At 67.8% G+C, this 25615-nt stretch carries 24 protein-coding genes and 1 tRNA gene; 11 read left to right on the top strand and 14 right to left on the bottom strand.

Features of this window, described 5'->3' with window-relative positions; all coding sequences use genetic code 11:
* Positions 1 to 7 precede the first annotated feature (7 nt).
* Positions 8 to 1198, top strand: a complete 1191-nt coding sequence (locus AC1DNC_RS04180) for a fatty acid desaturase family protein (protein WP_476861290.1) — start codon at positions 8 to 10, stop codon at positions 1196 to 1198.
* Between the two features lie 172 nt (positions 1199 to 1370).
* Entirely contained in the window at positions 1371 to 2087 is a 717-nt protein-coding gene (locus AC1DNC_RS04175) for an EAL domain-containing protein (RefSeq protein ID WP_476861289.1), read from the top strand.
* Between the two features lie 17 nt (positions 2088 to 2104).
* On the opposite strand, the gene AC1DNC_RS04170 is transcribed toward AC1DNC_RS04175, so the two are convergent.
* From AC1DNC_RS04170 to AC1DNC_RS04145, 6 genes are all read right to left on the bottom strand, one after another.
* Positions 2105 to 2734: a class I SAM-dependent methyltransferase gene (locus tag AC1DNC_RS04170; RefSeq protein ID WP_476861288.1), complete on the bottom strand. Its 630-nt coding sequence runs from the start codon at positions 2732 to 2734 to the stop codon at positions 2105 to 2107.
* A 28-nt stretch (positions 2735 to 2762) separates the two neighbouring features.
* Complete coding sequence (locus AC1DNC_RS04165; RefSeq protein WP_476861287.1) at positions 2763 to 4868, bottom strand: copper-translocating P-type ATPase; 2106 nt, start codon at positions 4866 to 4868, stop codon at positions 2763 to 2765.
* A gap of 112 nt (positions 4869 to 4980) precedes the next feature.
* Positions 4981 to 6465, bottom strand: a complete 1485-nt coding sequence (locus AC1DNC_RS04160) for a multicopper oxidase family protein (RefSeq protein ID WP_476861286.1) — start codon at positions 6463 to 6465, stop codon at positions 4981 to 4983.
* Complete coding sequence (locus AC1DNC_RS04155) at positions 6465 to 6800, bottom strand: SHOCT domain-containing protein (RefSeq protein WP_476861285.1); 336 nt, start codon at positions 6798 to 6800, stop codon at positions 6465 to 6467. Before AC1DNC_RS04155 ends, AC1DNC_RS04160 begins: the two co-directional genes overlap by 1 nt.
* Before the next feature lie 96 nt (positions 6801 to 6896).
* On the bottom strand, positions 6897 to 8270 hold the full coding sequence (gene radA, locus AC1DNC_RS04150) for a DNA repair protein RadA (RefSeq protein ID WP_175322452.1): 1374 nt from the start codon (positions 8268 to 8270) through the stop codon (positions 6897 to 6899).
* Between the two features lie 82 nt (positions 8271 to 8352).
* On the bottom strand, positions 8353 to 9480 hold the full coding sequence (locus AC1DNC_RS04145) for an FUSC family protein (protein ID WP_476861284.1): 1128 nt from the start codon (positions 9478 to 9480) through the stop codon (positions 8353 to 8355).
* Between the two features lie 260 nt (positions 9481 to 9740).
* On the opposite strand from AC1DNC_RS04145, the gene pstS reads away from it, so the two are divergent.
* The 4 genes from pstS (at position 9741) to pstB (ending at position 13874) form a co-directional block, all read left to right on the top strand.
* A complete protein-coding gene (gene pstS, locus AC1DNC_RS04140) occupies positions 9741 to 10859 on the top strand; it encodes a phosphate ABC transporter substrate-binding protein PstS (RefSeq protein WP_476861283.1) in 1119 nt (372 codons plus the stop codon).
* 146 nt (positions 10860 to 11005) lie between these two features.
* Complete coding sequence (pstC, locus tag AC1DNC_RS04135) at positions 11006 to 11938, top strand: phosphate ABC transporter permease subunit PstC (protein WP_476861282.1); 933 nt, start codon at positions 11006 to 11008, stop codon at positions 11936 to 11938.
* Positions 11939 to 13048: a phosphate ABC transporter permease PstA gene (gene pstA, locus AC1DNC_RS04130; RefSeq protein WP_476861281.1), complete on the top strand. Its 1110-nt coding sequence runs from the start codon at positions 11939 to 11941 to the stop codon at positions 13046 to 13048.
* 46 nt (positions 13049 to 13094) lie between these two features.
* Positions 13095 to 13874, top strand: coding sequence for a phosphate ABC transporter ATP-binding protein PstB (pstB, locus tag AC1DNC_RS04125; RefSeq protein ID WP_476861280.1), 780 nt, complete (start codon positions 13095 to 13097; stop codon positions 13872 to 13874).
* Between the two features lie 79 nt (positions 13875 to 13953).
* Here pstB and AC1DNC_RS04120 read toward each other — a convergent pair whose 3' ends face one another.
* The 3 genes from AC1DNC_RS04120 to AC1DNC_RS04110 form a co-directional block, all read right to left on the bottom strand.
* A complete protein-coding gene (locus AC1DNC_RS04120) occupies positions 13954 to 14970 on the bottom strand; it encodes an inorganic phosphate transporter (protein ID WP_476861279.1) in 1017 nt (338 codons plus the stop codon).
* A 1-nt stretch (position 14971) separates the two neighbouring features.
* Positions 14972 to 15589, bottom strand: a complete 618-nt coding sequence (locus tag AC1DNC_RS04115) for a DUF47 domain-containing protein (RefSeq protein WP_476861278.1) — start codon at positions 15587 to 15589, stop codon at positions 14972 to 14974.
* 372 nt (positions 15590 to 15961) lie between these two features.
* Entirely contained in the window at positions 15962 to 16633 is a 672-nt protein-coding gene (locus tag AC1DNC_RS04110) for a hypothetical protein (RefSeq protein WP_476861277.1), read from the bottom strand.
* A 204-nt stretch (positions 16634 to 16837) separates the two neighbouring features.
* Between AC1DNC_RS04110 and AC1DNC_RS04105 the strand changes: the two genes are divergently transcribed.
* From AC1DNC_RS04105 to AC1DNC_RS04090, 4 genes are all read left to right on the top strand, one after another.
* Positions 16838 to 16910, top strand: a tRNA-Lys gene (locus AC1DNC_RS04105).
* A gap of 138 nt (positions 16911 to 17048) precedes the next feature.
* Complete coding sequence (locus AC1DNC_RS04100) at positions 17049 to 17552, top strand: MarR family winged helix-turn-helix transcriptional regulator (RefSeq protein ID WP_476861276.1); 504 nt, start codon at positions 17049 to 17051, stop codon at positions 17550 to 17552.
* A gap of 108 nt (positions 17553 to 17660) precedes the next feature.
* Entirely contained in the window at positions 17661 to 17963 is a 303-nt protein-coding gene (locus AC1DNC_RS04095; protein WP_476861275.1) for a hypothetical protein, read from the top strand.
* Positions 17960 to 18883: a serine/threonine-protein kinase gene (locus AC1DNC_RS04090; protein ID WP_476861274.1), complete on the top strand. Its 924-nt coding sequence runs from the start codon at positions 17960 to 17962 to the stop codon at positions 18881 to 18883. Before AC1DNC_RS04095 ends, AC1DNC_RS04090 begins: the two co-directional genes overlap by 4 nt.
* A gap of 133 nt (positions 18884 to 19016) precedes the next feature.
* Here the strand turns inward: AC1DNC_RS04090 and AC1DNC_RS04085 are convergent, their stop codons facing one another.
* On the bottom strand, positions 19017 to 22067 hold the full coding sequence (locus AC1DNC_RS04085) for an alpha-amylase family glycosyl hydrolase (RefSeq protein ID WP_476861589.1): 3051 nt from the start codon (positions 22065 to 22067) through the stop codon (positions 19017 to 19019).
* 320 nt (positions 22068 to 22387) lie between these two features.
* Here AC1DNC_RS04085 and AC1DNC_RS04080 point away from each other — a divergent pair, with 320 nt between their 5' ends.
* Positions 22388 to 23236, top strand: a complete 849-nt coding sequence (locus tag AC1DNC_RS04080; protein ID WP_476861273.1) for a putative protein N(5)-glutamine methyltransferase — start codon at positions 22388 to 22390, stop codon at positions 23234 to 23236.
* 33 nt (positions 23237 to 23269) lie between these two features.
* Here the strand turns inward: AC1DNC_RS04080 and AC1DNC_RS04075 are convergent, their stop codons facing one another.
* The 4 genes from AC1DNC_RS04075 to AC1DNC_RS04060 all read right to left on the bottom strand — a co-directional run bounded on the left by AC1DNC_RS04075 (position 23270) and on the right by AC1DNC_RS04060 (position 25480).
* Positions 23270 to 23809, bottom strand: a complete 540-nt coding sequence (locus tag AC1DNC_RS04075; protein ID WP_476861272.1) for a hypothetical protein — start codon at positions 23807 to 23809, stop codon at positions 23270 to 23272.
* Positions 23810 to 23931: 122 nt separating this feature from the next.
* The gene (locus tag AC1DNC_RS04070; protein WP_138767750.1) at positions 23932 to 24195 is read right to left on the bottom strand and encodes a GlsB/YeaQ/YmgE family stress response membrane protein; all 264 of its coding nucleotides are present in this window, start codon (positions 24193 to 24195) and stop codon (positions 23932 to 23934) included.
* Positions 24196 to 24366: 171 nt separating this feature from the next.
* Complete coding sequence (locus tag AC1DNC_RS04065) at positions 24367 to 24576, bottom strand: dodecin (RefSeq protein WP_175322466.1); 210 nt, start codon at positions 24574 to 24576, stop codon at positions 24367 to 24369.
* An 82-nt stretch (positions 24577 to 24658) separates the two neighbouring features.
* Positions 24659 to 25480, bottom strand: a complete 822-nt coding sequence (locus AC1DNC_RS04060) for an SGNH/GDSL hydrolase family protein (RefSeq protein WP_476861588.1) — start codon at positions 25478 to 25480, stop codon at positions 24659 to 24661.
* Between the last annotated feature and the right edge of the window lie 135 nt (positions 25481 to 25615).

The following is a 25615-nucleotide window of genomic DNA, read 5'->3' as shown; positions in this document are numbered from 1 at the left end:
CCACCCGATGACCACACTTGCAGACAAGCCCGATACCGCCGAAGACGGCACCTCGGCCAGCATCAGCGCCCCCGCCGTAAAGAAGCGGCCCGGAGCGCTCGCCGAGACCGGCGGCCCGCTGCTCCGGCCGCCCGCCGCCGCGCACCTGTCCGACGAACAGGTTGCAGAGCTGGGCCGCGAACTCGACGCCATCAAGGACGACATCCTTGCCAAGCGCGGCTCCGACGACGCCGCCTACATCCGCCGGATGATCAAGATCCAGCGCGCCCTGGAAATTTCCGGCCGGGCCGCGCTGCTGGTCAGCAAGAACAAGGCCGCCTGGGCCACCGGCACCACGCTGCTGAGCCTGGCCAAGATCCTGGAAAACATGGAACTGGGACACAACATCCTGCACGGCCAGTGGGACTGGATGCGCGATCCCGACATTCACTCCACCACCTGGGAATGGGACTTCGTCACGCCCGCGCGCTCCTGGCAGCACACCCACAATGACCTGCACCACCGCTGGACCAACGTTGTCGGCAAGGACAACGACATCGGGTACAACCTGCTGCGGATGGACCCGCAGCAGGAATGGAAGCCCTTCAACCTGGGCAACCCGCTCTACAACGCGCTGCTGGCCCCGGTCTTCGAGTGGGGCATCGCGGTGTACGACCTTGAACTCGTGGACTACCGGGAGGGCAGGAAGTCCAAGGAAGCCCTGCTCAAGGACCTCAAGGCACTCGGCCGCAAGGCGGTCAAGCAGTTCACCAAGGACTACGCCGCCACACCCGCCGTCGCCATGCTCACCGGCTCCGGCAAGCAGGCGCTCTACGGCACGCTGACCGCCAACGCCGTCCGCAACGTCTGGGCCCACGCGGTGATCTTCTGCGGACACTTCCCGGACGGAACGGACACCTTCACCGAGGAAATGGTCGACGGCGAGACCCGCGGCGACTGGTACGTGCGCCAGATGATCGGCTCGGCCAACATCTCAGGCTCCAAGTTCATGCACCTGATGACCGGCAACCTCTCGCACCAGATCGAGCACCACCTCTTCCCGGACCTGCCGTCCAACCGCTACGGCGAGGTGGCGCCGAAGGTACGGGACATCTGCCGGCGCTACAACCTGCCTTACAACACCGGCCCGATGTGGAAGCAGGTCGGATCCACCTGGGCAAAGATCTTCAAGCTGGCCCTGCCGCCCAAAAAGGCCTAGCCCTCCGGCCCAGCCCGGCCCCGGAAAGCCGCCTTCGGCGCGCGCCACGGCGTGTGCGGAAGGCGGCTTTCGCGCGCTGCCGTGCCCTACAGTGGAGCTATTCACTGAGAGGACCCCTGCATTGGCATGTGACGGCTGCACTACTTCCCCGAAGCTCGACTTCGATTTCAGCATGGCTTTCCAGCCGATCTACGACGCCGTGGCCGGCCGGGTCTGGGGCTACGAAGCCCTGGTCAGGGGCCTCTCGGGCGAGGGTGCCTACCAGGTCCTCTCGAAGGTCTCGCCGGAGCAGAAGTATCGCTTCGACCAGGCCTGCCGGGTCAAGGCCATCGAGCTTGCCGCGCGCCTGTTTCCCGCCGGCGAGGACTTGATGCTCTCGATCAACTTCATGCCGAACGCGGTGTACGAGCCGGCCGCCTGCCTGCGCGCGACGCTGCAGGCCGCGGCGCGAAGCAACTTTCCGACGTCGTCGATCATGTTCGAGTTCACGGAGAACGAGGAGGTCCTCGACGCCGCGCACCTGACGAACATCATCACCGAATACCGCAAGCACGGGTTCACCACCGCCATCGACGACTTTGGTGCCGGCCACGCCGGGCTGGGGCTGCTGGTCGATTTCCAGCCCGACCTGATGAAGATTGACATGTTGCTCATCCGGGACATCGATACCAGCCCCGCCCGGCAGGCCGTGGTTGCCGGCATCGTGGGCATCGCCGCGGAGCTCGGCATCACCGTACTCGCCGAAGGCATCGAGACCGAGGCGGAGTTCCTGGCCCTGAAAACGACCGGCATCCGGCTGTTCCAGGGCTACTGGTTCGGGAAACCGGCCTTCGAGGAGCTTCCACAGGTCCGCTCCGTGCCGGTACTGGGCGCCGCAACCACCTCCTAGCGCCCTTTAGCGCGCGCTCACGCCTTCACCGCGGCCCCGAGCACGTGGGCGAGGGGAGGATTTCCCGGCAGCACCGAAAAGCCGAACCTCTCCAGCGCGACGACGGCCAGGCCGGCGCGCTCGATGTTCGCGGCGGTGTCCCGGTTGGGATGGCAGCCGCCGGCCAGCCGGCTCCAGAGCGGTGTGAGCAGATCTTCGGCGAACCCCAGCACGCGGTGCGCCGAGCGGACGTGCTCGTAGAACAACAACCGGCCTCCCGGCCTGAGGACCCGGAGTGCTTCGGCCAGGACGGCGGACGGCTCGGCCACGCTGCACAGCACGAGGCTGGAGACGACGATGTCCACCGAAGCGTCCGCCACGGGGAGCGACTCCGCGACCCCGTCGAGCACCGTGACCGGTACCGGTGCCGTGCCCGCGGCAGCCCGGGCCAGCGACCGGAGCGTGGGATCCGGCTCCAGCGCCAGCACGGCGTCAACCGCAGCAGGATAGAACGGGAAGGTGGCCCCGTAGCCTGCCCCGATTTCGACGACCGCACCGTGGGCGGCTGCGACGAGGCGCCGTCGGTGCTCGGCCGCCCCGCGTGCATCCATCCGGGGTCCCATGCGCGCGTAGGAGCGTCCGAAGGACGGGGTTTGGGCGTCGTCCATGCTGGTTCTTCCGTTCAGCGGACCCTTTCTAGCGGACCTGGTCCGGGTTGAGCTTCAAGCGCCGCAGCAGTTGGGCATTCAGTGCCACCACAATTGTCGAGGCGGACATCAGCACCGCGCCCACCGCGGGGGAGAGGACGACGCCGGCGAAGGCAAGGGCGCCGGCGGCCAGCGGCACGGAGATGATGTTGTAGCCGGCGGCCCAAATGAGGTTCTGCCACATCTTCCGGTAGCTGGCCCGCGAAAGATCCACCATGGACAGGACGGCGCGGGGGTCGTTGCCGGCCAGGACGACGCCGGCGGACTCCATTGCGACGTCGGTACCGGCGCCGATCGCAATGCCCACTTCGGCCCGGGCCAGCGCGGGGGAGTCGTTGACGCCGTCGCCCACCATCGCCACCTTCAGGCCGCGGGACTGCAGTTCGGCGACTTTCTTGTCCTTGTCGGCCGGCAGGACCTCGGCGAAGACCTCGTCGATGTTGAGCTCCGCGCCCACGGCGTGGGCGACCTGGCGGGCGTCGCCGGTAATCATCGCGACCTTGATACCGCGGGCCTGAAGAGCGCTGACGGCCTGCCGGGACTCGGTGCGCACCTCGTCCTCGAGACTCACGGCCCCCAGGATTTTTTGCCCGTCAATCACGTGCAGCACGGCCGCGCCGCGGTCCATCCAGGCCCGGGTGGCCTGTGCGATTGCCGGCGGTTCTTCCACTGCGAGTTCGCGGAGCAGGGCTGGGCCGCCGATCCGGATGGTCTTTCCGTCAACCGTGGCGCGGACGCCGCGGCCGGTCATCGATGAAAATCCGGTAGCCGCGGGAATCTGCAGGCCCTGCCCGCGCGCCGCCCGGACGATGGCCCGCGCCACCGGATGCTCGCTGTCCGCTTCGACGGCTGCGGCCAGCGCCAACAGGCTCTTCCGGTTAACACCCTCCGCGGCTGCAGCGTCCTTGAGGGCGGGTTCGCCTTTGGTGAGCGTCCCCGTCTTGTCGAAGAGGACGACGTCGACCGTCCGCATCCGTTCCAGTGCCATCCGGTTCTTGATCAGGACTCCGGCCCGGGCGGCCTGTTCGGTGGAAATCGCGATAACCAGCGGAATGGCCAGGCCCAGGGCGTGCGGGCAGGCAATCACCAGCACGGTGACGGTGCGGGTGACGGCGTCGGGAATGCTGCCCAGCAGGGACCAAGCGATGAAGGTGATGACGCCCGCGCCGGAGGCGAAGTAGAACAGGAACGCTGCGGCCCGGTCGGCGAGGGCCTGGGCCTTGGACGAGGAGGCCTGCGCCTCGGCGACCAGCCGCTGGATCCCGGCCAGAGCGGTGTCATCCCCGACGGCGGTGACCTGCACACGGACCGTGTTGTCCGTGGCCACGGTCCCGGCGACGACCTTGTCCCCGGGTGAACGCAGCACGGTCTTCGATTCGCCGGTGATCATCGACTCGTCGACCTCGGCCTGCCCGTCGATGACCACGCCGTCTGCCGGCATCCGGGCGCCCGAGCGGACCAGAACGGTGTCCCCGGCCACGAGTTCGCTGACCTTGACGGTTTCCGTGCCCGCTGCGGTGATCCGTTCCGCTTCGTCCGGCAGCAGCGCGGCGAGGGCGTCGAGCGCGCCCTGCGCGGAGCCAAGCGCGCGCATCTCGATCCAGTGTCCCAGCAGCATGATCGCCACCAGCAGTGCCAGTTCCCACCAGAAGTCGAGGTCAAAACCGCCGATGCCGAGGCTCGTGACCCAGGACGCGACGAAGGCGACGGTGATAGCCATGGCGATCAGCAGCATCATCGCCGGTTTGCGGCTCTTCAGTTCATCCAGGCCGCCCTTTAGGAAGGGCTGGCCGCCGTAGAAGAAGATCACGGTTCCCAGCACCGGCGGGATCCACGCCGAGCCGGGGAAAACCGGGGGGACGTAGCCGAGCAGGTGCGCGAACATGGGGCTGAACAGGACCACCGGAACCGCCAGCGCGAGCGTCAGCCAGAACCTGTTTTTGAACATTGCCACGCTGTGGCCCGCGTGCTGGCCGTGGCTGTGTACGAGGTGCTCGTCGTCCCGGCCGGGCTGTGGCTGGGCGTGCCCCGCGTGGCCCCCGTGCCCGGCGCCGGCCTGCAGTTGGTCGGTCTGGCCGTGGTGCTGGTGTTCCATGTTCCTGCCTCCTGGAAAGTCTCGGCTGGTCCTCATCTCGACTCCAAACATACCCCCAGGGGGTATGTTTGGCAATACCATAAGACGCCCGATGGTGCTCCCGGGCCCAAGGTCACCGCACCTCGATGACGCCCATCATGCCGAGGTCCTCGTGATCCAGGATGTGGCAGTGGTAGACGGAACGGCCGGTGAAATCCCGGAACGCGATCCGGACCGTGCACTGGCCGTTGGCCGGCACGTTGACCACATCCCGGAGTGCCGCCGGCTCCACGGCCCGGCCGTTTTCGGCGATCAGCTGCATCGGCCACACGTGCAGATGGAACGGGTGGTCCATGGGGCTGCGGTTGACCAGAACCCATTCCTCGACCGTCCCGGCCCCCACGGTGGTGTCGGTCCTTCCCTCCTGGAAGCTTTGGCCGTTGATGGTGAAGCCCATCATTTCCGCGCCCATCCCCCCGCCCATGGAAGTGGCGAGCACCAGTTGCCGCCGCGCAGCCACGGCGGCCGAGCGCAGGTCGGCCGGCGCGTTCCCGGCGGCAATTACCGGGGCGGGCGGGACAGGATCGCCGGCCACGGCCAGGGTTGCCAGGGTGATGCCGGCCGGATCCACGGACCCGTCCTGCTCCGCCGGCAGGCCCGGGCCCGTGCCGCGCCGGCCCATCATCCCGGACATGGCCCCGCGGTCATAGGGCATGGCCCGCAGTTCGGATTGCCCCAGTGCAGCCGTGACCAGCAGCTCCGCCCGGTTCCCCGGCGCCAGCAGCACTTCCTGCACGTCCGACGGCGAACGGAACCGCCCCGAGTCCATGCCGACGAGCTGCAGTTTCTGTCCGTCCAGCCTTAGGCGCAGGTATCGGGCTACGCAGCAGTTCACGATCCGCCACCGCTCCCGCTGCCCGGGCCGGGCCTCCATCCGGGGATTGGCCTGCCCGTTCACCAGCAGGAGCGACCCTTCGCGCCCGGCCATCCGGTCCGGTTGCGAGGCCTCGGCCACGTTCCCGGCGCCGTCCAGGCTGGTATCCGAGACCAGCAGCACGCGCTCGGGGCCAGCGGCGGGCGGGGCGGGATCCTCGACAATAATGGCGCCGAAAAGGCCGGCGAAGATCTGGTCGGCAACCCGGCCGTGGTGGTGCGGGTGGTACCAGTACAGTCCGGGCGGGTGTCCGTCCGGGATCCGGTGTTTGTAGTCGAAGCTGCGGCCGGGGTCCACGGTCACGAACACGTTGTCGCCGTTGCCCTGGGGCGAGACGTGGAGACCGTGCAGGTGCAGATTGCTGGGTTCGGCCAGCTTGTTCACCAGTTTGACCCTCAGCACGTCCCCGGGGCGCACCCGGAGGGTAGGGCCGGGGATGCCGCCGTTGTAGCCCAGCGCCCCCGCCTGCCGTCCGGCCAGCGGGAACAGTCCCGGCGCCGCCTCGAGGCTGGCCTCGAGGATGCCGCCCGAACTGCTGAGCGCCGGAGGCTGCCGCAACGACTCGCCGGTGACCGGCGCCGGCCGGGAGTTGAGGGTCCACCACAGCCCGGCGCCGCCGGCAACTGTGCCGGTAAGACCGAGTCCGCCCAGCAACAATGCGCTGCGGCGGCTAATGGGCGGCACTATGTCCCCTCGCCGAGTTCCTTCACGTGCTCGCGGTACTGCTCCGCGGTCAGCTCGCCCCTCGCGAAGCGTTCGTCGAGGATGAGCCGGGCCTGGCTCCTGCCACCCGCAGATCCGGGGCTCCGGCCGGGGCCGCCCGGCTGGGCGTAGGGCCCGGGCTGCCCGTAGGCCGGGGGCTGGCCGTAGGTGCCGGGGTGTCCTGGCCCGGGCTGCTGTCCGCGGCCGGGGCCGGCAAAGACCCGCACCGCGAGCAACACGAGCACAGCGATCCCGATGAGCAGCAGCACGCCCCAAAGCCACATCCATCCGAGGTTCTGACCGTAACCCCACATCATGACTATTCCCTTCGCCCACGGAAGCCACTGCTCCCATGGTGCGCCCGCGGCGGCAGGAGCGCTAGGGTCCTAAGTCGCCACCGTTGAGGCGCGCGGTCAGCTGATGAGCAGGCCCAGGGCCTCCGCGAGGTGGCCGACTTCCCGGACCGAGAAGCCCGCCGGGACCGGACCCGGCCCGTTGGGACTGGCGGGCACCACGGCGTGGGTGAAGCCCAGCCTGTGCGCCTCCTGGATGCGCTGGTTGATCCCCGGCACCGGACGGACCTCGCCGGCCAGGCCTACCTCGCCGAACGCGATCAGGCGCTGCGGCAGCGGCTTCTTGGCCTTCGCGGAAGCCACGGCAAGGGCCACGGCCAGGTCCGTGGCGGGTTCGCTGAGCTTTACCCCGCCCACGGTCGCCACGTAGGAGTCGTCCTTGTGCAGCAGGCAGCCTGCGCGCTGCTGCAGCACGGCCAGGAGCATGGCTACCCGCGAGCTGTCCAGTCCGCTGGTGGCCCGGCGCGGCTGCGCGTTGGCGCTTTCGGCGAGCAGCGACTGGACCTCGGCCAGCAGCGGCCGGCGGCCTTCCAGTGTCACCGTGATGCAGGTGCCGGACACGGGGTCCTTGGTGCGGGAAACAAACAAGCCGCTCGGATCGGCCAGGCCGACGATGCCGTCCTCATTAAGGTCGAAGCAGCCCACGTCGTCGGTGGGGCCGTAGCGGTTCTTCACGGCGCGCAGCAGCCGCAGCCGCGAGTGCCGCTCGCCCTCGAACTGGCAGACCACGTCCACGAGGTGCTCGAGCAGCCGAGGACCTGCGATGGAGCCGTCCTTCGTCACGTGGCCTACCAGCAGGGTGGTCATGTTGCGGCGCTTGGCCGCCGCGATCAGGGACGCCGCAACCTCACGGACCTGGGAGACGCCGCCGGCGCTGCCTTCGACGTCGGCGCTGCTCAGTGTCTGGACGGAGTCCACCACCAGCAGTCTCGGCTCGAGTTTTTCCACCTGGCCCAGCGCTTGGCCGAGGTCTGTTTCGGCGGACAGGTACAGCGACTCGGCGACGGCGTCGATCCGGTCCGCGCGCAGCTTCACCTGGGCGGCGGATTCCTCGCCGGTGACGTAGAGGACGTCCTGGGCCGTGCGGGCGAACTTGGCCGCGACATCCAGCAGCAGCGTGGACTTGCCCACGCCGGGTTCGCCGGCGAGCAGGATCACCGCCCCGGGAACCAGGCCGCCGCCGAGCACGCGGTCCAGCTCGTCCACCCCGGTGGGGAGGAACGCTGCCGTTGTGGCGTCGACGTCGGCGATCCGGCGGGCCGGCTCCAGGACGGTGGTCGCCGCCGTCGTCCGGGCGACGGCGGCACCGGTTTCCTCAACCGTGCCCCAGGCCTGGCACTCGCCGCACCGGCCCACCCACTTTGCGGTGGTCCAGCCGCACTCCGCGCACTTATAGCCCGGCGCCTTGGCGGCGCGGGAAGTCTTTGTTGCCATTGCTCCACCCTAACCGGGGGCAGCGACATCCAGGCCCGGACGTGGCCCGGACGCGGGCCGGCCCCGGACCCATCCGCCGGGGCTAGAGGGCGGGCAGGATGTCCCGGGCCTCGTCCGCGTCCATGCCGGCGGCCTCGAGAAGGTCCACCATAAGCGGGCGGAAGAGCATCACCACGGTTTCGCCCTCGAGCCGCTGTACGTCCAGCAGGCGCGGGTGCAGCCGGCCGGCCGTTTCGCTTAGTTCCACCCGGGCCGTGCGCAGGTGCGCGCGGCGGACGCCGTCGTGCACCTCCGCCAGGCCCAGGCCCAGCTCATCGACCGCCGCTGCGGTCTCCAGCAGGACCTCGGCAATGTTCTCGGTGGCCTCGTCGGAGAGAGCGGCGTGGTTGATCGCACTGGTCAGCCGGCGCGCGAATACGCGGCTGTTACGCAACGCCAGGTCGATGAAGTCCACCGACTGCGCCAGCCGGTCCAGCTCGTCCCGGTACCGGCGGTAGGCGGGAGCCAGCGCGGCCACCTCGCCGGAGGAACGCAGGGTCTGGCGCATCGCGTCCACCAGGGGCTGGCAGTTGCGGCCGCGGATCAGGGCGTGCCAGGCCTGGGTGGAGTCGCTGTGGGTCAGGGCCGAGGAGCACTCGCGCAGTACCTCGGCCAGCTCATGCAGCAGTTTCTTGACATCGTTGCGGGGTTCGCGCCGCGGATCCTTGGGGATCAGGAAGGTTACCGCCAGCGCGAACACACCGCCCACCACCGCGTCGATGCTGCGGGTGAACGGTCCTCCCGCGGGGGCGGGCAAGAGCACCACCAGCAATGATTGAAGGCCCAGTTGGGTGGTGAAAATAGTTCCGCTGTCCAGGAAACGGGCCAGTAGAATCGAGAAAAGGAGCACGACGGCGGCCTGCCAGATTCCCGCGCCCAGCCAGTGCAGCAACAGGTCGCCCACCACAATGCCGATGGTGCAGCCCAGCCCCACCTCCACGACCCGGCGAAGCCGCGGGTCCCGGGAGAAGCCCAGGGCGATCAGGGAGGAGGTGGCGGCAAACAATGGCCCGGTGTGGCCCAGGACGTACTCGGCGAACGCGTAGGCGCCCACCGCGCAGGCCGTCATCTGGACCGCAGGAACGAGCGAATTACGGCTCCGGACGAAACCGGTGCGGACCCGGCCGCGCAGGAATCGTGCGCTTGCAGTGAATCCAGTAGCGGAGGCCATGCCCACCAGTCTATTTGCTGCCTGCGGTGCAAGGTGTGCCGCCGGCAGCCCCTACGGCTGTGACGCAGCCAACGCAAGGCCAACCCGTCAGGCGTCGACCAATAGTCCGACGTCGTTAACCCTGCGTTCACTTTGGACCCCAATTCTCTTCACTTGGGGCACCTAACTTCGGTAAAGGTACAAAACGTACCCACCGTCTTTATTGCTCGGACGTCTCCGGTCCGACACGCATCTGAATAACCCTGGAAGGGGTACATCTAGTGAAGGCATCACGCTTCGGCCGCAACGCGGCCATTGCTGTTATCGCAGCCGGCGCTCTCGCGCTCACCGCTTGCGGTTCCGACAACGCAACCAACACCGCTGCGGGCACCCAGGCTGCTTCTGGCCCCAAGGTCACCGGCACGCTGACCGGCATCGGTTCCTCCGCGCAGGGTGCGGCCATGGATGTGTGGAAGACCAACTTCGCCTCCGCCAACCAGGGCGCCAACGTGCAGTACTCCCCGGACGGTTCCGGCGCCGGCCGCAAGGCCATCCTCGACGGCTCGGCCCAGTTCGCCGGCTCGGACGCCTACCTCAAGGACGAAGAGGCAGCCAAGGCCAAGGACAAGTGCGGCCCGGACGGTGCCATCGAGGTCCCGGTCTACATTTCCCCGATCGCCATCGCCTTCAACGTGCCCGGCGTGACGGACCTGAAGCTGGACGCCCCCACGGCGGCCAAGATCTTCCGCGGCGAAATCGCCAAGTGGAACGACCCGGCCATCACCGCGCTGAACCCGGATGCCAAGCTTCCCGACCTCAAGGTCACCCCGGTCAACCGCTCTGACGATTCCGGTACCACCAAGAACTTCACCGAGTACCTCGCCGCCGCGGCCCCGGCCGTCTGGAAGGACAAGGCTGACGGTGTGTGGCCGGCTTCGCTGAAGGGCGAAAACGCCAAGGGCACCTCCGGCGTCGTCAAGACGGTCACCGACACCGCCGGTGCGGTTACCTACGCCGATGACTCGGCCGTCAGCGGCAAGCTGGGCACCGCCCAGATCAAGGTCGGTTCCGACTTCGTCAAGATCTCCGCTGAAGCTGCCTCCAAGGCCGTGGACCTGGGCAAGCCGGTCGAGGGCCGCGGCGCCAACGACCTCGCCATCAAGCTGGACCGCACCACCACCGAAGCCGGCGCATACCCGCTGGTCCTCGTTTCCTACCACATCGTGTGCAGCACCTACGACAAGCAGGAAACTGTCGATCTGGTCAAGGGCTTCGAGAAGTACGTACTCTCTGCAGAGGGCCAGAAGGCTGCTGCCGAGTCCGCCAAGTCGGCTCCGCTGTCCTCCACTCTGGCAGAGAAGGCCGTCAAGGCCATCGAAACCATCAAGGTCAAGTCGTAAAGTTTGATCTGTAGCGCTAAGTTCCCCGCCCCGCCCTCCGGCGGGACGGGGAACTTAGCAGTGTTTTCCGAAGCTTTCGCAGTTCCCGATAAGTACGCTCCGCTCAAGGACCGTACGTCCGCACCATCAACACCGAAGGGCCAGGTATGACCTCCACCTCCCTGACCAAATCCCGAGGCGCAGGACGGGCCGGGGACAAAGTCTTCTCAGGGGCCACCCTGGCGGCCGGCTGCCTGATCCTCGCTGTACTCTTTGGCGTTGCGCTCTTCCTCGTCGTCCAGGCCATCCCGGCCTTGACCGCGCCGGCCGCCGACATCCAGGGCGGCGAGGGCTTCTTCGCCTACATCTGGCCGATCGTCGTCGGCACCCTGATCGCCGCCGTGATCGCGCTGGTCATCGCCACCCCGGTCGCCATCGGCGTCGCCCTCTTCATCTCGCACTATGCCCCGCGCCGGCTGGCCTCCGGCCTCGGCTACGTGGTGGACCTGCTGGCCGCCATCCCCTCCGTGGTCTACGGCGCCTGGGGCGCGGCCTTCCTGGCCAAGGAAATCTCGCCTGCCTACAGCTGGCTGGCCGCGAACCTCGGCTGGCTGCCGATCTTCCAGGGGCCGGCGTCGGCCACCGGTAAGACCATCCTGACGGCAGGCATTGTCCTCGCGGTGATGGTCCTGCCGATCATCACCTCGCTCTCGCGCGAAATCTTCCTGCAGACCCCCAAGCTGCACGAGGAAGCCGCCCTCGCCCTCGGCGCCACCCGCTGGGAAATGATCCGGATGGCCGTGCTGCCGTTCGGCCGCCCCGGAATCGTCAGCGCCGTCATGCTGGGCCTGGGCCGCGCGCTCGGCGAGACCATGGCCGTGGCCCTGGTGCTCTCTTCCGGCGCCCTCACGGCCAGCCTGATCCAGTCCGGCAACCAGACCATCGCCGCCGAAATCGCGCTGAACTTCCCCGAGGCCAGCGGCCTGAAGATCAGCACCCTGATCGCCGCCGGCCTGGTGCTGTTCATCATCACCCTCGGCGTGAACATGATTGCCAGGTGGATCATCACTCGGCACAAAGAATTCTCGGGAGCCAATTAAATGACCTCCACCCTGACCCCGGTCCGTAAACGCTCCGCCCTGACCAAGGGCCAGCTGCCCAAGGCCGCCCCGTACATCGTGCTGGCCCTGGCCCTCGTCCTCGGTGCCGCGATGCTGGCGCTCATCGGCTTCAACGCCTTCGGCTGGGGCGTCGTCTCCGCCCTGCTCTTCACCGCCGGGCTCGTCGGCTGGAGCGCCGCCGTCGAAGGCTCACGCAAGGCCAAGGACAAGCTGGTGACCTGCCTGGTGGTCGGCGCCTTCCTGGTGGCCCTGCTGCCGCTGATCTCGGTGATCTGGACCGTCCTGGTCAAGGGCCTGCCCGGCCTGCTGGACCCCGGCTTCCTGAGCACGTCCATGAATGGCGTCACCGGCGCCTTCGACAACAAGAGCGTCGAAGAAGGCGCCCCGGTGCTGGGCGGCATCTACCACGCCCTGGTCGGGACCGTGCAGATCACCCTGCTCGCCACCGTCATCTCCGTGCCGGTCGGCCTGCTGACCTCGATCTACCTCGTCGAATACGGCGAAGACCGCGCCCTGGCCCGCGCCATCACCTTCTTCGTCGACGTGATGACCGGGATCCCCTCGATCGTGGCCGGCCTGTTCGCCGCGGCGTTCTTCTTCGTCGTCGTCGGCCCGGGCACCAAAACCGGTGCCGTTGCCGCCGTCGCACTCTCCGTGCTCATGATCCCGGTGGTGGTCCGCTCCAGCGAGGAAATGCTCAAGATCGTCCCGAACGAGCTCCGTGAGGCCGCCTACGCCCTCGGCGTCCGCAAGTGGCGGACCATCCTGAAGGTGGTCATCCCGACGGCGATCTCCGGCATCGCCTCCGGCGTCACCCTGGCGATCGCGCGCGTGATCGGCGAGACCGCGCCGATCCTGGTCACCGCCGGCTTCGCGACGTCCATCAATAACAACGTGTTCGGCGGTTGGATGGCCTCGCTGCCTACCTTCATCTATACGCAGATCCTGAACCCGACCTCCCCGTCCAACCCGGGTCCGTCGGACCAGCGCGCCTGGGGCGCTGCCCTGGTCCTCATCATCCTCGTGATGCTGCTCAACCTGGCCGCCCGCCTGGTGGCCCGCATCTTCGCCCCGAAGGCCGGCCGCTAGGCCACCGCAGGCTCCCGGCCCCTACCACCACAAGTGAAGGAACAGCATGTCTAAGCGCATCGACGTCAAAGACCTGAACGTCTACTACGGCAAATTCCTGGCCGTCGAGGACGTCAACATCAACATCGACGCCAAGTCCGTCACCGCCTTCATCGGCCCCTCCGGCTGCGGCAAGTCCACCTTCCTGCGCACGCTGAACCGGATGCACGAAGTCATCCCCGGCGCCCGGGTGGAAGGCGAAGTACTGCTCGACGGCGACAACCTCTACGGTCCCGGAGTGGACCCTGTAACCGTTCGCTCGCAGATCGGCATGGTCTTCCAGCGCCCCAACCCGTTCCCCACCATGTCCATCCGGGACAACGTGCTGGCCGGCGTGAAGCTGAACAACCAGAAGATTTCCAAGGGTGAGGCGGACTCTCTCGTCGAGCGCTCCCTGCGCGGCGCCAACCTCTGGAACGAGGTCAAGGACCGCCTGGCCAAGCCCGGTTCCGGTCTGTCCGGCGGCCAGCAGCAGCGCCTCTGCATCGCCCGCGCCATCGCCGTCGAGCCCCAGGTGATCCTGATGGACGAGCCCTGCTCGGCCCTGGACCCGATCTCCACGCTCGCCATTGAGGACCTCATCAACGAGCTCAAGGACGAATACACCGTGGTGATCGTGACCCACAACATGCAGCAGGCGGCGCGCGTCTCGGACAAGACGGCGTTCTTCAACATTGCCGGTACCGGCAAGCCCGGCAAGCTGATCGAGTACGGTGACACGCACACCATCTTCAGCAACCCGACCGTGAAGGCAACCGAGGATTACGTCTCCGGCCGCTTCGGATAAAGCCGCCCGCTCATCGAGTGCTCCGTAACCGCCGTTTTGACCCCTCAAAAGGGCGGCTACGGAGCAGTCGACGGGTTTCTCAGAGCCCCGCGAGGGGCGACAGGGCCAGCTCCAGCACGAAGGCCGCCGCGGCGGTAACCAGCGGGGTGAGCGTCCAGAAGGCGAGGATCCGGAGCACCAGCCGGCGGTTGGTCGCCGTGTACCTCTGGTTCGTGCCCGCGCCCAACACGGCTGCGGTGACCGTGTGGGTGGTGGAGATCGGCCAGTGCAGGCCGATCGCGCCCACCAGCAGGATGGCGCTGCTGTAGAGCTGCGCGACGAAGCCGCGCAGCGGATCGACCCTGATCATCCGGTAGCCGATCGTGTAGGAGATCCGCCAGCCGCCCGCAAGGGTTCCGGCCGTCAGCATGGCCGCGGTCAGGAGCGCCACCCAGACGGGCGTGGTGCCGCCGTCGGGCAGTCCCGCAGCCAGCATCGCCAGGATCAGCACGGCACTGGTGCGCTGGCCGTCCTGCAGTCCATGGCCGAAAGCGACGGCGCCGGCGGCGATGGCCTGGGCCCGCCTGGACCTGGTATTCACAACGCTCGGCGGCGTGTAGCGGGCCGCCCACGTGGCGGGCCAGACCAGCAGGTAGGCGCCCGCGAAGGCGATGACGGGGGAGAGCAGCAGGGGCAGCACCACCTGGATGAGCAGCGACTGGTCCACGCCCAGGACCGAGTTCCCGCCTACGGCTACGCTGGCCACGCCGGCCCCGGCCAAGCCTCCCACGAGGGCGTGGGTCGAGGAGGCCGGAATGCCGCGCCACCAGGTGTAGATGCCCCAGAGGACGGCGCTCAGCAGGCCGGCGATGAGAATGGTCAGGCCGTTGCCGCCGGAGGGCAGAACCACCCACGTGCGGCTCACCTCCAGCGCCATGGCCGCGCTGAGCCCGGCGCCGACGAAGTTGAACAGCCCGGCCAGGAGCACGGCGACAGTGGGCGTCAGTGCCCGGGTCCGGACGGCGAGGGCCACCGAGGATGAGGCATCGCGGAAGCCGTTGAGAAAGGCGAACGCCCCGGCGAAGAGAACCACCAGGGCAAAGAATACGAGGGACACCTCAGGATTCCTTGACGATGATGCTGCCCACCTGGGTGGCGATCCGCCGCATGTCCTTGGTGACTTCCACGAGCTGGTCCGCGATGTCGCGGTTGCGCGCGTACTGGGCCGATTTCATGTCCTTGATCATGTCCGCCACCCAGACCCGGTGGGTGCGCTCGGCGCGCTTGGTGAGCCGGAGGACTTCGATCCAGTAGTCCTCCAGGTCATCGAGGTTGTTTAGCTGGCGCATGGCATCGACGGTGAGTTCGGCCTGCCGGCTGATGATTTCCAGCTGGTCCGCCGCGCGCTTGGGCAGCCGCTCCAGCTTGTAGAGGAAGACGAGGTCCGCGGCGGCGTCCAGCTTCTCCATCGCCTCGTTGAGATAGCGGGAGAGCGCGTACATGTCCTCGCGCGGGAGCGGGTTCAGGAAGCTGGTCCGCATATGGGTCAGGAGGGCAAAATGCAGTTCCGCAGACTTCGCCTCGTGGTTATGCATGTCCTCCACCAGGCGCGAATGTTCGCTGGCGGGGGCGCCAAGGATCTCCGAAAGGGTTCCCGTGGCCACGGCTATCTGGCGGGCCATCTGGGACAGCAGGTTCAGCCCGGCGGGCTCCTGGGGGAAAAGGCGCAGCTTCACGTGGGGTTACCGGTCTCCGGACGAGGCTTACACGGGCGTTTTCTGCCGGCCCTGGAACGTGACGATGACCCGCGCATGAGGATTACTTTACCGCCCGGACTCAGGGCGCCGGGAACACTGGCCGGCGCAGGCGACGGGCCGGCCGGCGGCGGGCATGAAAATGGTGCCGAACCGGATACGCCTCTCGGCGGTAGGCCGCTCTAGGCGGCTAATTGTTGAAGCCCGGGGGTTTCGCGGCTCGGCACCGCCTTTAGTTTTCTACTTCGCGAGGACCAAGTCAACATTGACAGCGGGGCTCCGGCGTGCGTGTTCGTAGTGCCGCAATACGGGGCGTGGCTGCCGGATTCCGGCTGCCCGCCGCCGTCGGATGTGTCAGTCCAGCTCGCCCAGCCGCCAGGCGTTGGCGGCGTGTTCAAGGTCCTCGGCGGTCTTGACGAGCAGGTGCGAATTCCGCGTCAGCTTGCTCGCATGGTTCGCGTTGCTGTGCTCCGCGCCGTCGGCGAGGGTGGCCTGGCCCAGTGCCACCACCCGGCAGAATGCCGCCGAACGCTCCAGCGCGACGTCGAACTCGCCGTCGAAGGCGCCGGAGAGGATGGCATCCGCCATCGACTTCATTTCCTCGGCGCCCGGCGGCTCGGCCGCGCCCGCGACGACGTGGGAGACCTGGGCGGTGTCCTTGCCTGCCTTGAAGTAGACCGAGATCCGCTCCGGGTCGCGGATGGTGGCTGCCCGGAGTGCATAGAGCCGCCAGAGTGCGCCCGGCAGGGAGCGGGCCGGGCTCTCCGCCCACATTTCGGCGATGGCATCGAGGCCCTGTTCGTCGGCAAGTTTGACCAGCCGGCGGGTGATCTTGGGGTCGTCGCTGTCCCGGCCGCGGCGCACCAGGGCCTGGGCCGCAAGGTGGGCTGCCTCGGAAACCCGTGCCGGATCCGCGCCCCCGGCGAACGGCTCGAAGTCGATCGGCGCAAAGGGCTTCGGCTTGTGGTGGCGGTGCGGTGCTGCGCGGTGCGGTCCTGGGCTGCTGGCTCCTGCTTGCTCGCTCATGCCACCACGCTACTCCTGTGCATACCGGGAATCGAGCATGCGCCTGCCGTGGGGACAGCGGCGGGAAGACGGGCGACGGCGGCGCGTCGGGCCAGGTGCGAAAAGGCCGCCCGGGTCTGGGGTACAGTGTTAACGTCCAGAAATGGACTGGGCCGACGCGCCTGTCAACCGGGGATTTTTTCCGCGGGTTGGGGCTGTCGGCTGGGGCCTTTAGCTCAGTTGGTAGAGCATCGGACTTTTAATCCGTGGGTCGTGGGTTCGATCCCCACAGGGCCCACTCTTTTAGCGAAGAGTGGATAAACCCCCGGCATCCTGGCGACAGGAAGCCGGGGGTTTTTTGCGTCCTCTCCCGGACGCGGCGGCCCGGGCGTCACAAGCAAGCCTGCCTAGTAGTTAGATCGGCTAGGATTATCGGATGAACTCGGACAGCTCAGCAGGCTCAGGGTACTGGTACGGCCCCGATGAGCGGCTTGACCCGCCCACCGCGGTGCTGCAGGCCCTGCGCGGCTACCGCGCCGCCGAGGTTGCCACCCGGCGTTCGACGCGCGACTCCATGGGCATGGGGGAAACCGACCTGCTGGCCTTGCGTTATCTGTTGCGCGCCCAGGCCGCCGGCGAGCGGGTGGGACCCAAGGACCTGAGTCGCATGCTCGGCATCACCACGGCGTCCACTACTTCGTTGATTGACCGGCTGGTCGGCAGCGGCCACGTGCGGCGCGAGCCGCATCCCACCGACCGCCGTTCCCTGGTAATCGTCCCGACCGCCGCGACTGATTCGGAAGTGCGCGAGACGCTCGGCGAGATGCACCGCAGGATGTTGGCCGTGGCGGAAGAGCTCAGCGCCGACGAAAGCCGTGTCATCGTGTCGTTCCTTCGGCGCATGGCCGAGGCCCTCCAGGAACACACCGACCGCCACTGAGCCGTCCGGCCTGCCGGCTACGAATACCTGCGCCCAGCAACTAGCTAGTTGGACTAGTGATATGTATGCTTACTACTTGTGTCAGATAATCGTTTTCGTGGAGGAGTCGTGACTGAGTTGTTGACGATCGCCGGAACCCCGGGAGCCGGTGCGGCCCCGCTGGGTGCGCCGGACTCCCCAACTGAACCGGGCAGCGCGGCCTCCGCCATGCCCCTGACCACGGCGAGCAAGGCGCCCAGTCACTGCGGAGCCCCGATGGAGTGGACTGCACCGGCGCTGGCCACCATGTCCGCCTATTCGTTCGACGCCGGAACCGGCGCCGCCGAGCTCCCGCCCGTGTGGCGCTGCTCCTGTGGCTTCCAGCTTGACGGCATCGTCCATACGTCCAACGCGCTGGCAGCGCTGTCGTGAGCGCCGTACCCGTGCTTGCGGCGGCCGAGAGCCAGCCCGTCCCCTGCCCGGCGGCAACGAACTCCGCGGGGTTAAACGCCAAGATCCTGTGCCTCCCGGACGCTCCGGGAGGACGCTTCCTGGTCCACGAACTCCTCGGCCGCGGGGCAACCGCCACCGTATTCCGCGGCACTGACCTGCTCAACGACCGTCCGGTCGCCATCAAGGTGGCCGAGGGTCCCGCCGAGAAGGATGCCAACCGGATCCACGCGGAGGCGCGGGTGCTGGCCTCCCTGGACCACCCCGCGGTGGTCAGCTTCATGGCCGCGGGCACGGTACCGCACGGTGACCAGTGGGCGGGCCGGCCCTTCCTGGTCGAAGAATTCGCCTACGGCGGCAGCCTGGCCGAGCGGATCCGCGCCGGAGCTGCCGCGCCGGAGGAAGTGGCCGGCTGGGCCGCCGACGCGCTCTCCGGCCTGGCCCACGTGCACTCCCGCGGGCTGGTCCACCGCGACATCAAACCCGCCAACATCCTGCTCAGCGCGCTCCGGAGGTGCTCGGTACGAATCGCCGACTTCGGGATCGCCACGCCGGCAGGGACAGCCCCGGAACCGGGGGATTCGTCGGGCACCGTGCATTACATGAGCCCGGAGCAGGCAGCCGGCCAGCCGGTCACTGCTGCCACCGACGTCTATGCGCTGGGGCTGGTGCTGCTCGAGTGCCTGACCGGGGTGAAGGCCTATCCCGGGACGCCGGTCGAGTCGCTCGTGGCCCGCACCCTGCGGGGCCCGGAAATTCCGGCCAGCCTCGGCCCCGGCTGGGTTTCCCTGCTGACGGCCATGACGGCGATGGATCCCGCGGCGCGGCCCTCGGCGGCGGCCGCCCAGAAGCTGGCAACCAGGCTGGGCCGGGCACTTCCCCCGCTCCGGCTGGTCGGCTGAGGCGCCGCCAGCCTGAATCCGGCTCCCGGCCCTGATACCGGTCCAGATATGCCAAAGGCCGGCCCGCACCAAGAGAGAGCGGGCCGACCTTTCGCGTTGTTCCCGCGGCCCTCGGCCCGCGGAACCAGCCGGGCTAGCCTGCGCTGATCAGGTGGGTGAAGTGGTCATACCGGAAGGTGACCGGCCCGCCGTCGTGCACGTAGCCCAGGTTCGCTCCGCCCGGAGCCCCGCCGGCACCATAGTTCTCGGCCCAGGACCGGTTGAGTGCGGCCTTGAACGAGTAGGTGCCCGCCGGCAGGTCCGGGAATGTCAGCTTCCAGACCAGGTCCGTCGGATCCAGCGAGAGCTGGGCCTGCGGGCAGTCCGGCATCCAGTCGCCCGGGCACCCCAGCTCGGAATCGAGGTCCCCGGCAACGGCCACCGCAGCGGGCTGCTGCGAGGCGTAGACGGCGCTCATGAGGTGGGTGCTGTTGTCATAGCGGAAGGTCACTGCGCCGCCCGGGTGGTTCAGCACGATGTTGCTGCCGTTGGCGCCACCCCCGGCGCCGTAGTTCTCGTCCCAGGATCCATTAATGGCGGCCTTGAACTCGTAGCTCCCGGCGGGGAGGTTAGGAACGGTCAGGCGCCAGATCTTGTCCGCCGGATCAAGCTTCAGGAAGGCTGCCGCGCAGTCGGGCTGCCAGTCGCCGGGACAGCCCATTTCCGAGTTGAGGCTGCCGGCAATCGTGACCGATTTCGGCTGGGGGAGTTCCCCCACGACTACCGTGCGGATACCGCTGACGACTTCGCCCGCACCGGGCACCGTCAGGAGGGCGCGGTAGCGCAGTTGCGTGCCGTCCGGCACCGACAGTGCGGCCAGGTCATCCACCGCGGTGTAGTCGGGGGAGGAGCTGTCCTCGCCGAACTTCGTCCACGCTCCGCCGTCGACGCTGCGTTCGAACCGCACTACGTAGTCGGCCTTTTCCGGACTGGCGACGGCGCTGACTTCGACCTTGCCGCGGACGCTGCTGCCTTCCTTCGGGTTCACGATGCTGAGCACCGGGGACGGCACCGTGCCGCTGCGGGGCTGGCTTACGGAGGTGTGCGCCCCGTTGTCCAACACCACGGCGCGGTACTCCACCGCGGTGCCGGCCGTCAGTGCGGAGACGTCGTGGAAGACCTGGTAGGGCGCCGTGTCGTCGGTGCCGATCGAGGTCCAGGCGCCGCCAGCCGTGCGGGCCTGGAACGTCACCTCGTAGAAGGAACTGCCGTCGACGTCGGCCCCCACCCGGATCCGGCTGTTGTCCGCGGCCGAGGCTGCAGGTGCCTGCAGGCTCACTGCGGGTGCTGCCTTGGAATGCGGGATGCGGCCGGCGGACTCGTAGACGACGGCGGACAGCGGCGGAACGGTGACCGTCAGCTTCCCGTCCGCCGCGGTCTTGACCTCGGCCGACGCTTCGCCGTAGATCCGGTTGAAGGCGCGTTTGCCCACGTAGGTGGGGACCGCTGCCGTCTGGGCCTGCTTGCTGTTGTTGATGGACACCACGTACTCGCGCTGGTCCTTGGCGTCGGTCCGGGAGAAGGCGTAGATGCCCGGCCCGTCGGAGGCGTAGCGGTTCTGGTGGGCGCCGTTGCGCAGCGCCGGGTGTTCGGCCGTCAGGGTCGCGAGAGCGCTGATGTCGCGGTACAGCGGGTGGGCGGTGTTGAAGTTGTCGGTCGCGTGCGTGGCGTCGGTCCCCAGCAGGTCATCGTCGAGGTAGTCCGGGACCTTGCTGGCAAACATCGTCTGGCGCGCATCCTGGTCCCCGCCGGGGCCGGTGAAGCCCTGTTCGTCGCCGTAGTAGACCACCGGGTTGCCGCGGGAGAAGTACATCAGCTCGTGGGCCAGACGGTCCCGGGCGACGCGCTCGGCGTCGTCCGCGCCCGGGTTGTCCGCGGTGATGAAGCTGCCGATCCTGCCCATGTCGTGGTTGCCCAGGAAGGTCGGGAGCTCGTAGACGTTGGAGTCGGCGTCGGTGTACCAGTCGTCGCCGGCGAAGAAGGTCTCCAGTTCCTTGGCGCCCTGGCCGCGGGAGGCGAAGTTCCGGGCCGCTTCCTGGAAGGGGAAGTCGAGCACGGCCTGCATCTTGTTGCGGGTGGTGAACTGCGAGGTGAAGCTCTTGGAGGTGTCGAAGACCTCGCCGAACATGAAGAACTCGTCCTTGCCGTGTGCCTTGGCGTAGGCGAGGACCCGGGGGCCGAACTGCTGCCAGAACTCGTCGTTGACGTGCTTCATGGTGTCGATCCGGAAGCCGTCCACGCCGAAGTCGCCGATCCACTTCTCGTAGATGTCAACCATGCCGTTGACCACCTTGGGGTGCTCGGTGAACAGGTCGTCGAGGCCGAAGAAGTCGCCGTAGGAGGAGTTCTCGCCCTCGAACGTGGTGTCGCCGCGGTTGTGGTAGAGCGTGGTGTCGTTCAGCCAGGCCGGCACCTTGAGGTTCTCCTCGCCGGGTGCAAGTTTCGGCGTGTACGGGAACGACTTGGCCGCATCCAGCTTCGGGAAGGTTCCGGTGCCGGCGTAGTCCCGGTCATCGAATGGCTCGCCGGCGGCGGTCAGATACGGGGCGGCATCCTTGGACTTGTAGGCGGTGCGGTCGCCCTGTTCGTAGCCGATCACGTCGGCGGTGTGGTTGGTGATGATGTCGAAGTAGACCTTCATGCCGCGCGAGTGCGCCTCATCAATGAGGGTCTTCAGTTCCGCGTTGGTGCCGAGGTGCGGATCGATCTGGGTAAAGTCGGTGACCCAGTAGCCGTGGTAACCGGCCGACTTGTCCTCCGGCTGGACGGCCTTGTTCTTGAAGCTGGGGGTGAGCCAGATCGAGGTGGTGCCCAGGCCCTGGATGTAGTCGATCTTCTCCCGCAGGCCCTTGAGGTCTCCGCCGTTGTAGAAACCCTTGTTCGTCGGGTCAAAGCCGGAAACCATCGGGTCGGAACCCAGTCCGCCCTCGTCGTTGGCTGTGCTGCCGTTGTTGAAGCGGTCCGCCATCACAAAGTAGAACCGCTCGTCGGTGACCGGCCCGCGCAGGGAGTGTGAGGCCGACGGCGCGCCCGGACCCCGCGGGTCGGGAGCAGCCTGGGCAGGGACGACGGCGGCGGCGGTGACGGCCAGCGCCGCCGCCAGGGCGACGCCGGCGGTGCGGACGCGCCCTCTGCCGCGCAACAAACGGGACGGCCTGGGCAGGCTGGAGCTGCGGATATTCACGATGGAGACCTTCCGGGTGAGCGACGTTGCCTCGACGAAGGGTGGATGCGGGAGACCGGCTACTGAGAGCCAAGTCACAACTGTAAGCGCTTGCACATGGATTTTCCAGCAAATCCTCAGGGTTTGGGTTTGCAGGCTGCATCAGTCGGCACCGCGGGAAATTTCGACGCCGGAGCTGAGACGGACGGTGCCCGTTTGGATAGCATGGGGCCCTCAGGGCTTCTTAGACTTTCGGGTGGGCCCGAACGGTTGCCGGCGCGCGGCGAAAGGGGTGTGGTGATATGCCGACCCTGACGCGGCACGCCGAGGTCGTTTCCCGGCTCCGCAGCGCCGGCTGCGTCTTCGCCGAAGAAGAGGCCACCCTGCTGTTGGCCACCGCGGCCACGGCCGGCGAACTCGATGAGCTTGTCCGGCGGCGGGTCGAAGGACTGCCCCTGGAGCAGGTGCTGGGCTGGGCGGAGTTCTGCGGCCTCCGCATCCTGCTGGATCCGCAAGTCTTCGTCCCGCGCCGCCGCACCGAATATCTTGTCCGGCAGGGAGTGAAACTCCTTCGGGCGCGCGGGTCGCGCCTGACGGCCGGGGCGGCCGGGACGCCGGTGGTCGTTGACCTCTGTTGCGGCTCGGGGGCCGTGGGCACCGCGCTGGCCGCCTCGGCGGGCCCGATCGAGCTGTACGCTGCCGACGTCGACGCCGCCGCGACAGCCTGCGCGCGGCGCAACGTGCTGCCACTCGGCGGGGAAGTCCACGAGGGCGACCTGTACGGTGCGTTGCCGGACCGGCTCCGCGGCCGGGTGGACCTCCTGGCGGTGAATGCGCCCTACGTTCCCTCCGGGATGATCGAAACCATGCCGCCCGAAGCGCGCCTGCACGAAAAACGTTCGTCCCTCGACGGGGGCCCGGACGGGCTGGAGCTGCAACGGCGGGTGGCCGCCGCGGCGCCGGAGTGGCTGGCGCCGGGCGGCCACCTACTGATTGAGACGAGCCGGCAGCAGGCGGCCCGTACCGTCCAGATCTTCGCCGGGAGCGGGCTCTCCGCCCGGGTATTCCGCTCCCGGAAGCGCGACGCCACCGTCGTGCTCGGTGGCGCCGCGGGGGTGCCCGGCGGACCCGCGGGCGGTGCTGCGGGCTGAGGAAGCCTGCCCCGAACCCGCCGGCGTAGGGCGTTAGTGCTTGTCCGGGTCGACGTTGGTTGCGGGTCCGGCCGGCGTAGCGCCGCCCTCGTCGGACCAGTCTTGGCCGGTCTCATCGTTCAGCGCAGGATCGGAAGCGACGTCGGAGGCAGTGTCTCCGGCGGCGTGGGCTCCGCCGGGGGTGCCCAGGTTCGGCGTTCCGGGGTGGGTGCTGTGCGCGGGGACCGCACTGCCGGCCGGCGTCCCTGCAGCGGCATGCGCACCCGCTGCGGTATGGGCCTGCGCGGATGCCGTCTCAGGGGACGTGGTGTCCCCGGACGGGGTCTCGTCGCGGTGGACGGCGGAACTGATGACCGTGCCGGCCCGGCGGGCGGCCTCGGTGAGCTGGCCGGAAACTTCGGGAGCTTTTTCCTTGACCGCTTCGGCCGCGGCCGCCACTTTGTCCTGGACCGGCTGGCTCTGCCAAAGGCCTGCAGCCCGCGCCTTCAGCTTTTCGTAGGCTGCGCGCCCGGAACGGGATCCAAGGACATAACCTGCCGCGAGGCCGGTGCCGAAAAGAAGTTTGGCTTTCATGCTGTACTCCTGCTCTGTGTTCTCTGGAAGGGTGCTCTAGAAGTCTTGTTTGGAAAGCTGACGGGTACCAAAAAACCGGCCCCAGGAAATAATCCCGGGACCGGTTTTCCGGTCACACCGTTTTAGCGGTGCGAGCGCTTGGTGATCATGCCGTAGACCAGCAGTACGATGATCGCACCGCCGATCGCCAGCAGCCACGTGGTCAGCGAGAAGAATTCCTGCAGTCCCGTGCCGAAGAGTGCGCTACCGATGAGGCCGCCCAGAAGAGCGCCCACAACACCGAGGATCAGCGTGATGACCCAGCCACCGCCCTGACGTCCCGGCAGGATAGCCTTAGCAATTGCTCCGGCAATAAGACCCAGAATAAGAAATGCGAAAAAACCCATTTTATTGGCCCTTCTCTTTCATTGAGGAGACACCCGGGTTGCCGGGTGCGCTTCATCCTTCTGCCTAAATACTAATCATGCTTACTATCAAAACGCTACTCGGCGTCGCGGAAAGTTTGCAGAACCGTTGTATTCACAGGCAGATTTCGCGGCGCCGGGCGCTCCAGGCGGTCAGCGCTCCAGCCGGAAACCGAGCTTGATGGTCACCTGCCAGTCGGCTACCTGGCCGTTCTCGAGGTGCCCGCGAATCTCCTTGACCTCGAACCAGTCCAGGTTCCGCAGTGTCTTCGCGGCCTCGGAAATGCCGTTGCGGACGGCGGCGTCCACACCTTCATTCGAGGTCCCGACAATTTCAGAAATGCTGTAGGTGTGGTTAGACAACTTCGCTCCTCGTGATCGTCATCGGTCTGCTGGCTCCGGCCGGGGGCCGTCCCTGCAGACTAGCCCACGCAGTCGGGCCGGACTAGGGGTGCGCCACATTGCCCGGCGAGCTGAACACCGGGCCTGGTTGGGGCCGCTTGGGGGCAGGCGGGGCTTCGCCGTCGCGGGGCCGCACGCGCCGCATCATCCAAGGCAGCAGGTAGTGCGTGGCCCAGGCCAGGTCTCCGGCGCGGGTCTCCCGCCAGTTGCCGACGGGAAGCGGTTTCGGTTGCAGCGGGTGTAAGCCGTGCGGGAACTGCAGCGTGTCCAGCACCATGCCGGCAATCGTGTGGTGGCCCAGGGGAGAGAAATGCAGGCGGTCCGGATCCCACATCCGCGGGTCGCTCAACTGGCGCAGGGTCCACAAGTCCGCGATCACGCCGTTGTGGCGGGCCGCTATAGTCCGGATGTTTTCGTTGAAGACGGCCACTTTGCCGCGGATGTGGCTGAAGACGGGGGTATCGCCCCAGTCAGGGCCGGTAAAGAGCACCACGGTGGCGCCGGTGGCAGAGAGTGCGGCGACGGCGGCGTCCAGGGCGACCGCGAGCCGGTCCGGGTCGCGCCGGTGGAACACCAGGTCGTTACCCCCGGCGGACAGCGTGACGAGGTCAGGTTTGAAGGCGATTGCCGGGCCAAGCTGCCGGTCTACGATCTCCTGCAGCACCAGGCCGTTGACGGCAAGGTTTGCGTAGGAGAAATCGGAGTGGGCGGTGCTGATTTCCTCGGCGATCCGGTCGGCCCAGCCCCGCATCCCGCCGGGACTGAGGGGTTCTGGATCGCCGAGGCCGGCGGTGAACGAATCCCCGAGGGCGACGTAGCGCTGCCAAGGGCCCGTGCCGGCGCTTGTGGCGCTTTTGCGGGCCATCGCCGGGTTGACGAAACTGGCCGCGTTCACATCATCAGAAATACGCCGGTGACCTCCCGTTCGGTAGGTACTTACGTCCCTACCGAAGCCGGATTTGGGGCCGCTTTCGCACTGCTCGAGGCCGCTTATACCACT

The sequence above is a fragment of the Arthrobacter sp. 01N442 genome (assembly GCF_056399345.1).
Note: the sequence above shows the minus strand (reverse complement) of the source record. Positions and strands in the feature narration are given on the sequence as shown.